The organism is Pedobacter cryoconitis (assembly GCF_014200605.1).
GTDB classification, from domain to species: Bacteria; Bacteroidota; Bacteroidia; order Sphingobacteriales; family Sphingobacteriaceae; genus Pedobacter; species Pedobacter cryoconitis_B.
Genome location: NZ_JACHCE010000009.1, coordinates 47,835 through 62,811, shown reverse-complemented (window position 1 = coordinate 62,811; position 14,977 = coordinate 47,835). Strand labels below are relative to the sequence as shown.

Below are 14,977 nucleotides of genomic sequence, written 5' to 3'. Positions count from 1 at the left end.
CCAATAATATCCGCACAAATGAAAAAAAACCTTTACTTATTAATCCTCAGCTTTACCTTTCTGCCCTTTTTTCTTCAGGCCCAGCAGCCTGCAAAAGCCACTGATACAACTGTTCATCAATTAAACCAGGTCAATAAGCTGAATCAGATCAATGTAATCAGCAAAAGAAAGATCAGGATCAAAACTGACACCCTTTCCAATACCCTAAAGCTGCAACTACCTTTAATCCAGGTACCACAGAATATTATCAGCATTTCTACCGATCTGCTGCAACAACAAGGGGCGCTGGAACTGAAAGATGCAGCACGTAATTCAAGTGGTATTTATTTTGGTTATAACAGTACGCCTTTTGATAATTCGGCAGCTGCACAAATCCGCGGATTCGTCGCTTATACCACCTTAAATGGGATGTCACGCCGCTTCAGTTATGGCGCGTCCATTGATGACGATGCAATTATAGAGAATGTAGAATTCGTGAAAGGACCAGCAGGTTTTCTGAATTCAGTTGGGGAACCAGGCGGGTCAATAAATATTCTGACCAAAACACCCGGACATCAACTCATCAATATTGTACAAACTGCCGGGAGTTTTAATTTATACCGCATTTCAGCAGATATAGGCTCCGAAGTTCAGAAAAAAGGATTCTCTTTCCGTTTCAATACCGCTTATCAGCACAAGGATACTTATCTGAATGATTTACGGACCGAAAAGTATGTAGTTGCCCCGGTATTGCAATATAATTTCAGTCCCAATACTTATGTTCTGGCCGAATATGATTTTATCAAAGGTGAAGTCCAGAATGGTTCTGCTATAGTCAAAGTACGCAGTGAACAAGATATTTTAACCGGTCCGATCAGTGCAAATTATAGTTCAGCAAGGGGTTTACCCACAAGTTATACACAAAATGAGACTGGCAGGATCTACGCCATCCATAAATTCAATGACAAATGGCAGATCACTTCGCAATCTTCTTATTTATCCTCTCCTTATCAAAACTGGAATATGACCTCCAAAGGAAGTATGGTAAATTTTGATGCCAGCGGAAATACTAAACGCAGGTCAAGTTTATCTATGGGCGCTGGTCAAACCTTTTCTTCCCAGTTATTTGCAAACGGACAAGTCTATACAGGCGCTGTTAAACATCAGTTATTATTTGGGGCTGATTATACCAACAGCAGAGATTCTTTGTCTCTTAACAATGGAAAAGTAGAGTTTGACTATAATAAATTCACGGCTAACAGTTACGTCAACCCTAATACCGTTAATCAGATTACACGTATCAACAGAACTAACAATAATACTTTTTTGAAATCGGCCTTTATTTATGACAATATCCAGTTGCAGAAGAAACTGCTGTTAACTCTTGGCGCAAGATATACCTGGTATACCAATGAAAAGGAAACAACGAATGCCAAAGGCGTAGTTAAAACTAATAATTACAGTCAGAAAGCATTATCGCCACGTGCCGCCCTTACCTATATGGTCAATCCGGCTACTTCAGTTTTCTTCTTGTATGATCAGTCTTTTGTGCCTCAGAGTTATCAGGTCGCTCTTGTCGACCCTGTCACCAAAGAACTGATCGGATCAGCCCCTATAAATCCTCAGCAAGGTAAAGACATGGAACTGGGAATTAAAAGAAACTGGTTCAGTTCCAGATTACTAACTACACTGAATGCATTCCATACCACCAAAACAAATGTTCCGATCCCCGACCTGGTTAATACCGCATTTGTCAAACCAGCGGGCCAGGTTACCAGTAATGGGATTGAAGCTGATGTGATCGGTAATATTACTGACCGTCTTTCTATAACAGCTAATTACACTTATGTCAAAGCAACAATTACCAAAGATGAAGACCCTGAACAGGTTGGAAAAGAATTACCACAAACTCCTCAGCAAATCTTTAATACCTGGATACAATATCGTTTTTTATTAAAAAACAAAGCAAGTCTGAATATTAGTGCTGGCCAAACCAGTATGATGAAGCGCAGTACCTCAGAAAAAAACCAGTACATTCCCGATTTCACCAAATTTGATGCGGGTATCAGTTATGTACAGGACAAATATTTCTTCCGCCTGATTGCTGATAACCTGACAGGTAAACGCTATATGTCTTCGGGAGATATTATTACAGGTTATCCTTATGATGGCCGGAACTTCTATTATATCGACGGTGACCCTTTTAATGTGAAAGTCTCTGTAGGAATTAAGTTTTAAAACCAATAATCATGTTACAAGCAATAGAACTGACTAAAAAATATGGCGATCAGGTTGCACTCCACAAGCTGAACCTGAGTATTGAACCAGGCGAAGTATTCTGTTTACTGGGCCAGAACGGTGCCGGTAAAACTACAACGATTAATTTGTTTTTAGGTTTTACCGGAGCTTCATCAGGAAAGGCCCTTGTCAATGGAATCCTGGTTAACCAGGCCCATGCTGAAACGAAGAAATTCCTGGCCTATATCCCCGAAATTGTCATGTTATATACAAATCTGACCAGTCTTGAAAACCTTGATTTCTTTAGCCGTATTGCCGGATTTAAATACAAAAAAGAAGAACTGGAAAAGTATTTACTACAGGCAGGCTTACAGCCAGAAGCTTTCAATAAGCGGGTTGGGAATTACAGTAAAGGAATGCGTCAGAAAGTAGGGATCGCTATTGCCGTGGCAAAAAATGCAGAGGTTATTTTAATGGATGAGCCAACCAGCGGACTGGACCCCAAAGCCACTCATGAATTCAGTGAGATTGTAAAACAACTTTCTCAAAATGGGAAAACCATTTTTATGGCTACCCATGATATTTTCAATGCTGTAAATGTGGGAACAAGAATAGGGATCATGCGCCAGGGATCATTAATTCATACCCTGAATGCAAAAGATATTTCTGCCAGTGATCTGCAGAAATTATATCTGGAAACTATCTAGAGCCCGTTAAAATTCATATCATAAATTTAGAAAGACCTTTAGTCAGCTAAAGCAGCCAGGAGGATTAAACCTCTTGTGCTGCTTTAAGTTTTTTAGCCTCATTGATCCTTAAAAACCGGAAAAGGGAGAAGCCAATGATTAAAGTGATAATTCCCTGAATCATGACCGTATCGGGCGTCCCTATCCATTGAGAAATTGTTCCAATCAGTAAACCGCCCAAAGGCTGCATTCCAAAAAAGGCCATTGCATAAAAACTAATGACCCTTCCACGCATTGATGGATCTACAGTCGTTTGAATCAGCGTATTGCTGATCGTAATCTGTGACATCATTCCAAAACCGGATATGGCGGCAAAAACCAATGCAATGGGATAATAAGTACTATGCGAGAATAAGACCAGTCCTATTCCAAATATAATCGTATTTGTAGCCAGGATCTTTCGAAGATTCCTGCCAGGTTTCAAAGAAGCGAGGAAAATAGCGCCACAAAATGCACCCAGTCCAATTACACTATCAATCACACCGAAGGTGGATGCTGTACCTTTAAAAATATCTTTCGCATAAACCGGGATCAGCGTACTGAATGGCAAAACCAGCAGACTGATCAGGGCGAGCATAATCAATACAAATGCAATAGAAGGTGTTTGTTTGATATACTGCAATCCCTCTTTAAGCTCTCCAAAGACATTCTTTGTTCTTGGCTTTTCAAGAAATGCAGGAAGTTTCATCATCAGCAAAGAGCCAATCACAGCAATAAAACTTACAGCATTGAGGCCAAAGCAAATATCTTCTCCAAATTTTTCCAAAGCCAGTCCTGCAATCCCCGGCCCTATCAGCCTGGAAAGGTTAACCATAGAAGAATTTAAAGCTAAGGCATTAGGTAAATCAGCCTTATTATCCACCATTTCATAAACTAATGATTGTCTGGCCGGTACGTCAAATGCATTAATGAATCCTAACAGGGCACTTAATGCAATAATCTCCCAGACAGAATAGTGTTTAAAGAAAATCAAGGCCGTCATCAGTATGGCCTGCCCCATAGAGGCAAACTGTGTAATCAGCAATAACTTATACCTGTTATACCTATCGGATGCGACACCTCCAAGAAACGAAAAAACAAAAGAAGGGAACATACTTGCAAAAAGCGTAAGACCGAGCATAAACTTGGAATGGGTTTCTGAATAGACTACCCAGCTCACCGCAGTTTTCTGCATCCATGTTCCGATCAGCGAAATGGACTGGCCGGTAAAATACAATCTGTAATTACGACTTTTGAACGCGCTAAATGTACTAATATCCATGTTCTGCTTTAATTCAGCTCTGCTTATTTAATCGTTCTTATTGTTTAATCCAGTTTCAGTTTGAAAATCAGCGGCCAGTTTTTACCAGTCACGTACAGCAACTGATGTTTTTTATCCCATGCAATACCATTTAGTACGCTGTCATCAGATTTGGGTGTATAATCAGGTGCATAATTAGACAGTAAACCAAAACAGTCAATCGTTCCTACTACCTTTCCGCTTGCAGGATCAACTTTTAATATTTTTGTAGTCTGCCATTTGTTGACATAAATAAAACCATCGGCATATTCCAGTTCATTTAACTGGTCGACAGTTCCCAGATCGTCTGTGACTTGTATCTGTCCTGCAACAGCAAAAGATTTCGGATCAAGTTTATAAATAATAGAACTTCCTACGCTCACATAAAGATTTTTACCATCGTTGGTCATTCCCCACCCTTCATAAGGCCATTTAAATGTTCCAACTACTTTATTCAGATCTTTCACGTCATATACATAGGCAATATGATTTTGATAAGTTAACTGAAAAAGCTGGTTGTTCAGAATAGATATCCCTTCTCCATAAATACTTTTATCTTTAAGCGGAAATCTCTTTTCTACCTTTCCTGTAGCTGTATCTGCAATTGAGATAAATGAATTTTCGTAAGTTCCGGTTCCTTCGTAGATTTTTGCACCATATAATTCAAATCCTTCAGTATAGGCAGCCGTATCATGCGGTAAGGTACCAGCAACTTTATAAGTCAGATTTTTAGGGGTTTGTGTTGAATCTGCTGAAGCAGCAACTGTCTGTGTTTCTTTCTTTTTATTTTGGCAGGAGGCAACAACGATTGCCAGGCCCAATGCCAGTACTATATACTTTTTATACATTAAATTGATTATTTCTGCGGTGTGTAATCTGCAGGAAATATATAAATATTTCTTTTATGCCTGAAAAATAAAAGGCCGCCCGATCAGAGGCAGCCTGCTTTTGTTTTCTTAAAAATTATTCTTCTTCTTTCTTTGGCGCAAAACCTCTGTCCACATCTAAGGTATAAGAGGCTTCTGAAGATTTATCTGCTTGTTTTAAATTATCTATCTCTGCTGCCAGCGTATCTGCTTCAGAAGGCGGAATAGCATCGATTCCATCCGATTGAACATCTTGCTGACTTAACTGATCATCTTCTTCCTCGTTATTAAACGGTGTATTATTTTCTGTAATAATCATAATCTTCAGGTTTTATAATTGAAAACAAATTCCCGGCCAGCTTGTTTCAGCCTGGCATATTTAATCTTTTTGTCTCTAAAAAATTACGCTGTTATTATGATTTGATATCGATTCAGGCTTTCTTAAAAGATTTCAGCATAGTTATTCCTAATACCCCGGCAATCAATGAAGCAATCAGGATACCATATTTCGCCTGCTCAATAAATTCTGGCTTTTCGAAAGCCAGGTTACTGATAAATAAAGACATTGTAAAACCTACACCAGCCAATAGGGCAACACCAGTAATATGCTTCCAATTAGCCTGATCGGGTAATTGTGCAAGCCCAGTTTTTACCATGAGCCAGGTGAATAAAAGTACCCCCACAAACTTACCAATGATTAAGCCCGATATAACCCCGATGCTCACTGGATTTACAAGTGCAGAGAAAAAATCTGCACCTATCATTATTCCTGCATTAGCCAAAGCAAAAAGCGGCATAATCACAAAAGCAACCCAGGGGTGCAAAGCATATTCGATTTTCTGCAAAGGTGTTTCCGCAGCAAGTGTCAGGCTCTTGACCTGCTCTATAGTCCTGTGTTGTTCTGGAGTGGTTAATAAACCTGAGTTTGGAATTTCCTGTTCAAAGTCAAAAGATAACTTCCTCAGGTTCTCTGAAAAATTATTCTCATTAATTTTAGTCACCGCAGGGATTGTAAATGCGACTAATACCCCTGCAATTGTTGCATGCACGCCCGATAGCAAAAACCCTATCCAGACTGCTATTCCGATCACCAGGTAAAAAGCAGTACTTCTGATCCCTAATTTATTCCCGGCAATTAATAGCAGCAGAAAAACCGCTGCTATGCCCAGCGGAACAAAATTCAGATTACCCGTATAAAAAAATGCAATCACTAAAACAGCTCCAAGATCGTCTGCTACAGCAAGTGCTGATAGAAATACCTTGACAGATCCAGGAATATGTTTCCCGGCCATAGAAAGCAGTGCCAGTGCAAAAGCAATATCTGTTGCCATTGGAATGCCCCAGCCATGCTCAGAATCCAATCCTTTATTGATCACAAAGAAAATCACAGCAGGAACCAGCATACCTCCCAAAGCAGCCATCATGGGTAAAGAAGCTTTCTTTAAGGTTGATAATTCACCCTCCATAAACTCTCTTTTCAGCTCCAGTCCAATTACAAAGAAAAACAGGGCCATCAGACCATCATTAATCCAGATATGAAGTGGTTTATTCAATACATAAGAATCAAAACCTATAGAGAATTTAATATCCCACAAATGATGATACGATTCATGAAATGGTGAATTAGCCCATATAATTGCAACAAGCACACTTAAAAACAGGACTATACCACCCGTATATTCCAGATGTATAAACCGGCTTACCGGGGCAATAATTTTTTCAATGGGTGATTTTGGTGTTAGTTCCATAAATGTCTGATAAACTCAAAAATAAGATTTATAATCCTATTTTGACCTGAAATCGTCATTTACTTCAAGCCAGTGACCGTCCGGATCCTGGAAATAAATCTGTTTTATTCCATCAACTCTTAGCGTCGGTGCTTTAGCTGTCCCCGCCCAATTGGCGTAGTCAATTTTTTCCAGATCCAGCACTTTTATAAAATCAGCTATTGAAGCAACACTAAAACACAGATGCTCATTTTTATCGTGAACAGTAGTTTGTTTTGCGCCCTGGATTAAATGCAGTTGCCCCGCAGCACCCAGGCTAAACCAGACATGTTTACCATCTTTAAAAGGTTCTTCTATCTGATGAAGATGAAGCAGTTTTTCATAAAATGAAGTACTTCTGTTTAAATCTGTTACATAAACAGCAATATGATTAAGTACTGCAGTCTCTTTTCCGTCAGATATCTGCGCAGAAGACTGAGTTATAAAGCCCATCAAAAAACTTAGCGTAAGCAAAAAAGCATAACGTTTCATAGTATAATTAGTAAAATAAAGGTGTATAAAGCGGACAGACGACAATTAAAATATAAAAAGGCCGGGCATTGTTCAGTCTACCCGGCCCCGTGTCATCAATTCATATGAACTGGTGGTGTCATAAGGACAATACAAATATAAAAATATCTTTAGAATTAAACAACAAAAAAAAATCGTTAATTACTTAAATTTCAGCTAACTATATTTAATATAAAAGATATTAAGGTGTTTTATTCCCCTTTGATAAATTGTTTTATTGCTTATAAAAACTTAATATTTAACTCAAAGATCAGGGCTTATCCTTCTTTCTTTATATAAGTTTTATTCCCATTTTTATTGATATAATATTTTCCACCACGCGGACCAGTCAGGATTTGCTCTCCGTTCGGCCCGGACTGACTTCTGTCTACTGTTGGTTTATAGTCTTTTGCCACTGGCGCCTTTGCAGCTTTAGTTACTGTAGTTTTAGTCTCTTTTACAGCAGGGGCTGCAGCTGCAGTAGCAGCCTCAACCGGTTTAGTTGTCGTTGTAACCTTTGTTGTTTTTGCTGCTTTCGCTTTCTCTACTGTTTTTGCCGGTGGGGTTACTGATGTTGTTGTTTTTTCAGTTGTTGTATAACGTTTATCAGGCGTCCCGTCTTTCTTTAATTTTACAGTAGTTTTTGTCTGCTTTGCAGGTGTATAACGTTTATCAGGTGTGCCGTCTTTTTTAAGTTTAGCCCCTGTTGCAGGAGCAGCAGTTTGTGCCATTGTTAAGCTTACCCATAAACTTAATACAGCCACTAAAGAAAGTAATTTTTTCATAAGATTCTTATTTAATAAATTGATTTATAATACAATGTAAGAAATTGCGTATGGATTTTACAAAAAAATGTGAAGAAGAGCAATTTTTAATATAGAGCCCCGGGGCTATTGATCTGCCGTATCCAGCCAGAGTGCTGCGGATGTTTGATCATTAAAAAACTGGACCGTAATATTGCTCAGTACAAGATCTGCACTTTTATCAGCGGCGAGCTGACTAAAGATACTGGGAGAGTAAATCCAGGCAATATATTTTACCCCCGCCTCTGCCAGTGCCGGCAAACATTCTGCCGAAACCCAGTCAGATGCTTCTGACCAGTTTCCCATCACTTTTGAATTATCATTTAATACTTTAACTGCCTGACATTTTTTAACCAGGTCGAGCATGATCAGACAGCCATTCTGAACACTTATAAAATTCTGATAGCCTGTCCAGTTGACATCCATTCTGTTTTTCTGCGCATTGAACTGCAAATTAATTGTTTCATCCTGATAGTAGCTGAATTCATCTGTATTTACTTCTGCATGTATACGCTGATCTGTAAGTGGCAGAATAAAATAGAAAGTAGATCCTTTACCTAATTCACTCTCAATCCAAAAGCTTCCGTTATGTCTTTTGATAATCTCAGAAGAAATGAATAAACCCAGGCCCAGCCCATCAAATTTCATAACCGTATTATCGACTCTATAATACCTGTTAAAAATCTTAGAAAGGTTTTCTTTTTGTATCCCTATTCCAAAATCCTGCACAGAAACGATAATGTTCCTGTTGATGACCTCCGAGGAGATAATAATCTCTTTCCCTTCGGGTGAATATTTGATCGCATTGGACAAAAAATTAAAAATTACTTGTTCTAACCTGAACCTGTCACCGGTAAATTTTACCGCATCCGATCTCTTCACAATAAAATGATGATTTGGCGCAATATTCTGCATACTCAATATAGCTTCTGCCATCATCTCCTGAAAAGCAAATTCTGTATGCTCATAATTTAACTTTCCGGCATTAATTTTTGAGACATCCAGTAAGTCTGAGATCAATGTTTCAAGCCGTAGAATATTATTGTTTGCCCGCTCCAGAAAATGATAAACTTTATGATCAGGAGAGAGGTTTCTCTCAATTAATTGAAAAAGCGCTTTAATGCTTGTTAAAGGGGTTTTAAGTTCATGACTTGCAATACTTAAGAATTCATCTTTACGATCTGAAAGTTCCTGAATAGCGATTGTTGAATTTTCCTGTTCTGTAATATCAATAATGCTGCCTATATAGCCCATAAATACATGATCTATATGATAGGCATTGGCCTGTGCCAGTGCCCAGTGTAATTCTCCCGAAGCACTTCTGATCTGAAATTTAATCTCATAGGGCTGATGACCTTTGATCATTTTCCACCACTCTTGTCTTCTATGATGATTTTCCTGGATTGCCATGGTTTTGATAAAACCAAAACCGAGACTTTCCTGGTAACTTACACCTGTAAATTCTACCCATTTCCTATTCACATAAATACATCTTCCATCTTCATCCGAACGCCATACCATAAATGGGATCTGATCTGCAATAGTTGTAAAGCCAGTTTCATTGTCTTCGGGATAAGATTGCAAATGCGCTTTAACCTCTTTATATCTTAAGGGTTCTGACTTCTTTTTATCATTTGCAGAAGAAATAACAAACAACACCAGAACAGTTATTAAAAGGAGGATATGAAATATCAGAATGAGATGTGCAGAAAAGAAATTAAATACCCCCGAAAGAATAATCAATAAAAGAAGCAGGATAAGGAGATAAAAACACCTCTTAGCGGTAATATAGGCAGTAAATAATTTCATCGGCAGTATATCAAATGATATATTAGATAGCCTGAATATAAGGAAAAAATTAGTTTACCAAAAGAAAGGAGCGAATTGACAGCTAAAATTAGTCTGCAAGTTCTGCAGCAGGAAGGTCCAGCGTAATATCCCATCGTTCCGCGACATTAAATTCTGCCGTCCTTAATAGTCGTCGTCGTCTGACTATATCGTTTACATTCACAAAACCATCAAAGGGAGTTTGTATATAATCATCCTGATTTTGTAATAACTCCTCAGAGTTTTGATTGAATTCAGATTGCATGGGTAATAATAGTTTTTGGCTGGAAAATTTAAATATAAATATAGAACAATTATTAACCAAACATCTATAGATGAATAAAATAACTAAATATTTTTATTAACAAAAAGATATGGCTCCGGGAACCACTCCGAAGCCAAAATCAACCTAAACATACATATAAAAAATTCTTAAGTATTGTTACAGGAACAATGACTACCTCTTATCTGCTTTCTTTACAGACGGATTCTTTCTTTTCGCTGATGATGATCTTTTAATAATTTAACAGCTGTTTTAAGTTTAGAAATATCTTTCATCACTAAAGTGGCTTGTTTGATATCTTTTCTCATCAGGTCTTCTTTTTTCAGCAACATTGATTTTGTTCTGATTTCATTTTCGAGTACGGTAATTGCTACTTCCATAATTTTGTAATAGGATCATTAAATAGGATATATACCACAAAGTTTCTCCCGGCACGAACTCTTCAAGGCGAATTACATATCATTTCGATATTTAACGCAACTCCTTTTAAAATCGCATATACCTTTACCAGTTAATCATTACATGTATCAAATTAGATACACTTAAACCTTAAAAACGGTAAAACAAATATACATAATTAGTTTTACCTAATTTACAACTTAAGTAATTATTATTTACTTTTGTCCTGAAGAAGCTGTAAAATGAAGAAAACCTATTCTGAGGAAAACTATCTGAAAACGATTTACCATTTGGGTAAAAGCGAATCAAAGGTTAGCCTTAAAGCCATAGCCGATGCTCTGGAAAATAATCCAGCCTCAGTAATTGATATGCTGAGAAAACTTAAAGAAAAAGAACTGATCACTTATGATAAAACTCAGGGTGCAATTTTAACCTCACCAGGAGAAATTGCTGCGCTTGATATCATCAGGAAGCATAGATTATGGGAAGTTTTCTTAGTAGAAAAGCTTAATTATGATTGGGATGAGGTTCACCATATCGCCGAACAGCTGGAACATATCCACGATGAACAACTGGCAAAAAAACTCGATGACTTTCTGGGCAATCCTGAATTTGACCCGCATGGGGACCCTATCCCTGCGTCAAATGGAAAAATGCCTGTTTATGCCAATAAAAGATTAAGCGAATTTGAGATTAATCAAACTGGTACAGTAGGTAGTGTAAGAGACACCTCTACACCATTCTTAAAATATCTGAAACAGCTAAACCTGGGTTTAGGATCTAAAATTAAAGTACTGGATAAACTTGATTTTGATCAGTCAATGGTCATTACCATTGATGACAGCGAACCAAAAACAGTATCCAGCAAAATGACTGATAATATTCTTTTAATCACTGCATAGGTTATATCCTGCAGAATCAAATATTCTGCAGGATATAATTGTTATTTCTTTTCTCTTATAGCCTTAAATTCAGAGCCTTCTTTCCATTTCGGAAAAGATGTTTCCATGCTTAAACGATAGCCCATATCAAATAATAACCTGACATCTTCAACCATTCCGCTCCGGTCAGTAATCGCATCAAAGTTATCCTGAGGTGAATGGTAGCGCGATTTAGTATAATCAGCCACCTGTTTTAATCCCCAGGCTCTGCCATGCTGTATATTGTCAACGCCAGAACCTGTAAACAACGCGGGTATTCCTACCTTAGCGAAGTTAAAATGATCCGAACGGTAATACAGGCCGGATGAAGGTACAGGGTCTCTCACAATGACCCTCCCCTATTTTTTTGCAGAGACTTCTGCGTAATCTTCTAAATCAGACTGCCCGTATCCATAAACCACGATATCTCTGGTTCTCCCTGCAATACCCATCATATCCATATTGATATCTGCTACGGTCTGACCCACCGGATAAACCGGATGTTTGGCATAATACTCAGAGCCGATCAGTCCTTGTTCTTCGCCGGTAAAGGATACAAAAACAACAGAGCGCTCAGGCCGGTGGGCTGACTTTTGAAAAGCAGCAGCAAGTTCAAGTAAAGCGGCCACTCCTGTTGCATTGTCTACTGCCCCATTATAAATTGAATCGCCGTTTACTTTTTCACCGATCCCTAAATGGTCCCAGTGTGCAGAGTAAATGATATTTTCCTGAGGTCTTTTAGTTCCCGGAATGATAGCCACGACATTATTTGATATTGATTTCTTAATCGTATTTGTAATTTTCAATGAAGTATGCAGTTTCAGGTCCACCGCTTTGAAACCCGGTTTACGTGCCGCTGCAAAAATAGCTTCAGACTGACCACCAAGTTTGAGTAAAGACCTCGCAATATCCATACTGATCCATCCTTCAACAATAGCTCTGGACATATTATTATCCTTTTCTTCTGCCTGCAACTTCGATTTTGACCAGCCGCTGCGCACTACAGACCAGGGATAAGCCGCTGGTTCTGTATCGTGAATAATCAATATCCCGGCTGCACCCTGACGGGCAGCTTCTTCAAATTTATAGGTCCAGCGCCCATAATAAGTCATATTTTTTCCTCTGAACAGCGTTGAATCGGCAAATCCCGGATCATTGATCATCACCACTACCGTTTTTCCTTTCACATCTAACCCTGCATAGTCATTCCATTTAAATTCTGGCGCAACAATACCATAACCAGCAAATACCAGGTCAGAATTATTCAGGATCACAGCAGGCTGCACTCTTCTTGTACCTGCTACAAAATCAGTCAGATAATTCGCTGTAACTTCGCCGCCAGCTGCCCCTTTAAATATCATTTTACTTTCGGGTACAGATTTAAGCTCTACCATAGGTACTTCCTGAAAATAACTATCGCCATTTCCTGGTTTAAGACCAAGCCGGCTAAACTGTGCTCTCAGGTAATTGATAGACTTAGTTTCTCCGGCAGTAAATGGTTTACGCCCCTGAAACTCATCAGAAGCCAAAACCCTGATATGCTCAGCAAAGCTGGACTCATTAATCATTTTAATGGCTGCGGAATCCGGCGGGGCTATTGTTTTTGTTTCCCCGCCCTGTTTACAGGCCATCAAACAAAAACCAGCAGCGGCTAAATAAAGGATAGTTTTCTTCATGCTGATAAATTTTACTCAATGTATTATAAATTATTCAAAATCCTGAGCAGAAAGCTATCCATTATCAGCCTGCAGTTATTCATTATTCAGACCATGGCGAGCATAAAATACAATCACAGAAGTTTTTCCGCTGAAAGTTTGGAATCATATAAGCACAGACATCTGCCTTGATATTTCCAAAGGTAGTTTCTGTTTTATGTTCAAAACCAGAAAAGAAAGTCGGGATAATTTTCTTTTTGAATTCTGCTCTTGGAAAAACAGAAATAATCTCCTCCCTGTTTGCAGCTGTCAATTGCTCATATCCTTCTCCCATCACATCTAAACCCACACCAGAATACATCAAAGCTACTTCCGGCTCTTTATATTCAGCAATACCAATAGTCGTGTGAAAAGCTATAGTATCCCATACCAGCTGTAAAGATTCTTTAGGTAATCCATGACCCTGCAGAAAATCCCTTGCCGCATTGGCACCATCTACTTCAAAACGTTTATCCGGACTCGAATACTTTTTAGTCAGGCCCAGATCATGGAAAACTGAACTGACATATAACAATTCAGGATCATAGATAAACCTTTCGCGATTACCTTTCAATGCAGAAAAAATGAAAACCCTTAAAGAGTGGTTATAGATAAATTCCGTTCCATACTCACGAAGTAATTCTGTAGCCTGAGTGGCAATTTTACTGTCTGGAATAACAATTCCTGCAACAGATTTTGGTTGAATAACTGACATATTTTCTTTTTTTTATACCCTCAAAATTAGGGCTTGCACAAGGCATAGAAAATGTCAGAACCCGCGGTTTAAATGCCAAAACCGGTAACCTGTTTCCTATATTTTTCGGGTGGGAAAGAAGTGTTTTTCTTAAAAAAATGACTAAACTGATAAGGATTAGAGAAGTTCAGCATAGCGGCTATTTCTTTAATTGAACTGGAACTGAACTGCAAGAATCTTTTAGCCTCAGCAACCAGCTGAAGCTGAATAATATCTTTCGCACCTTTGCCAGCATGTTTTCTGCAAAGCTCTGTTAGCTTCCTGCTGGAGATATTCAGTTTCTCCGCAAAAAAAGTAACGTCATGTGAGACCTGATAATGCTCAGCCAGTAAATCAATAAACCGCTGGTAAATTTTGTGATCATTCTGATCGGTTATCTTAGCCAGTAAAGCGTGAAGATTAGCCACTTTAATGATCAGGATCTTAAGAAAGGCAGCCAGTACATCTCCTTTATTAGAATAATCTGCCGACTCAAACTCAGTCAGTATTTCCTGAAATAACCTATTGATTTCTGGTACATCTTCCTTTTGCAGCTTCAAATACTGATTCGCAGTGGCATCATTGAATAAAGCCGCTTTACAATTATTTGCACTTGCCGGTGTTTTTTCCCAGAAGCAATCCCCAAAACAAAGACTATAAGCTTCCAGTCCTTGGTTAGTTTTAAACGTGTAAACCTGGTTTTTAGCCAGTAAGATCAAAGTACCCGGAGAGACCGTATACACTGCTCCGTCAACCCCTATCCTGCCCTTACCTTTTTTAAAGAAAAGAAACTGGTTAAAGCTGATTCTATAACTCTGGTTTAGTTCAAAAGGCAATACAGACAAATAACCTGTCGAAAAAGAATCTGATAATGAAGTCTCTAAATCAATTGTAATTACGGCCAAATCTGTCATTTCTGAATCTCCCTGTTAAT

Annotated in this window: 14 protein-coding genes and 1 pseudogene; 3 read left to right on the top strand and 12 right to left on the bottom strand. The window is 38.5% G+C overall.

The features are described 5' to 3' along the window. The first annotated feature begins 18 nt into the window (after positions 1-18). Entirely contained in the window at positions 19-2,217 is a 2,199-nt protein-coding gene (locus HDE68_RS21875; protein ID WP_183884367.1) for a TonB-dependent siderophore receptor, read from the top strand. An 11-nt stretch (positions 2,218-2,228) separates the two neighbouring features. Then, complete coding sequence (locus HDE68_RS21870; protein WP_183884366.1) at positions 2,229-2,924, top strand: ABC transporter ATP-binding protein; 696 nt, start codon at positions 2,229-2,231, stop codon at positions 2,922-2,924. A gap of 64 nt (positions 2,925-2,988) precedes the next feature. Here the strand turns inward: HDE68_RS21870 and HDE68_RS21865 are convergent, their stop codons facing one another. The 9 genes from HDE68_RS21865 to HDE68_RS21825 form a co-directional block, all read right to left on the bottom strand. Further along, on the bottom strand, positions 2,989-4,224 hold the full coding sequence (locus tag HDE68_RS21865; RefSeq protein ID WP_183884365.1) for an MFS transporter: 1,236 nt from the start codon (positions 4,222-4,224) through the stop codon (positions 2,989-2,991). 44 nt (positions 4,225-4,268) lie between these two features. After that, positions 4,269-5,090, bottom strand: coding sequence for a glutaminyl-peptide cyclotransferase (locus HDE68_RS21860; protein WP_183884364.1), 822 nt, complete (start codon positions 5,088-5,090; stop codon positions 4,269-4,271). 115 nt (positions 5,091-5,205) lie between these two features. After that, complete coding sequence (locus HDE68_RS21855; protein ID WP_183884363.1) at positions 5,206-5,427, bottom strand: hypothetical protein; 222 nt, start codon at positions 5,425-5,427, stop codon at positions 5,206-5,208. 112 nt (positions 5,428-5,539) lie between these two features. Beyond that, positions 5,540-6,856, bottom strand: coding sequence for a Na+/H+ antiporter NhaA (nhaA, locus tag HDE68_RS21850; protein WP_183884362.1), 1,317 nt, complete (start codon positions 6,854-6,856; stop codon positions 5,540-5,542). A gap of 36 nt (positions 6,857-6,892) precedes the next feature. Continuing rightward, on the bottom strand, positions 6,893-7,366 hold the full coding sequence (locus HDE68_RS21845) for a VOC family protein (protein ID WP_183884361.1): 474 nt from the start codon (positions 7,364-7,366) through the stop codon (positions 6,893-6,895). 296 nt (positions 7,367-7,662) lie between these two features. After that, positions 7,663-8,169, bottom strand: coding sequence for a hypothetical protein (locus HDE68_RS21840; protein ID WP_183884360.1), 507 nt, complete (start codon positions 8,167-8,169; stop codon positions 7,663-7,665). 105 nt (positions 8,170-8,274) lie between these two features. Then, the gene (locus tag HDE68_RS21835; RefSeq protein WP_183884359.1) at positions 8,275-9,996 is read right to left on the bottom strand and encodes a PAS domain-containing sensor histidine kinase; all 1,722 of its coding nucleotides are present in this window, start codon (positions 9,994-9,996) and stop codon (positions 8,275-8,277) included. A gap of 88 nt (positions 9,997-10,084) precedes the next feature. Continuing rightward, the gene (locus HDE68_RS21830; RefSeq protein WP_183884358.1) at positions 10,085-10,279 is read right to left on the bottom strand and encodes a hypothetical protein; all 195 of its coding nucleotides are present in this window, start codon (positions 10,277-10,279) and stop codon (positions 10,085-10,087) included. A 212-nt stretch (positions 10,280-10,491) separates the two neighbouring features. Continuing rightward, complete coding sequence (locus HDE68_RS21825) at positions 10,492-10,677, bottom strand: hypothetical protein (protein WP_183884357.1); 186 nt, start codon at positions 10,675-10,677, stop codon at positions 10,492-10,494. A 261-nt stretch (positions 10,678-10,938) separates the two neighbouring features. Here HDE68_RS21825 and HDE68_RS21820 point away from each other — a divergent pair, with 261 nt between their 5' ends. Next, complete coding sequence (locus tag HDE68_RS21820; protein ID WP_183884356.1) at positions 10,939-11,598, top strand: metal-dependent transcriptional regulator; 660 nt, start codon at positions 10,939-10,941, stop codon at positions 11,596-11,598. Positions 11,599-11,639: 41 nt separating this feature from the next. Here the strand turns inward: HDE68_RS21820 and HDE68_RS21815 are convergent. From HDE68_RS21815 to HDE68_RS21805, 3 genes and pseudogenes are all read right to left on the bottom strand, one after another. Then, positions 11,640-12,977: pseudogene (locus HDE68_RS21815) on the bottom strand (M28 family metallopeptidase). A gap of 397 nt (positions 12,978-13,374) precedes the next feature. After that, a complete protein-coding gene (locus HDE68_RS21810; RefSeq protein WP_183884355.1) occupies positions 13,375-14,025 on the bottom strand; it encodes an HD domain-containing protein in 651 nt (216 codons plus the stop codon). Positions 14,026-14,093: 68 nt separating this feature from the next. Continuing rightward, positions 14,094-14,957, bottom strand: a complete 864-nt coding sequence (locus HDE68_RS21805) for a helix-turn-helix domain-containing protein (RefSeq protein WP_183884354.1) — start codon at positions 14,955-14,957, stop codon at positions 14,094-14,096. Between the last annotated feature and the right edge of the window lie 20 nt (positions 14,958-14,977).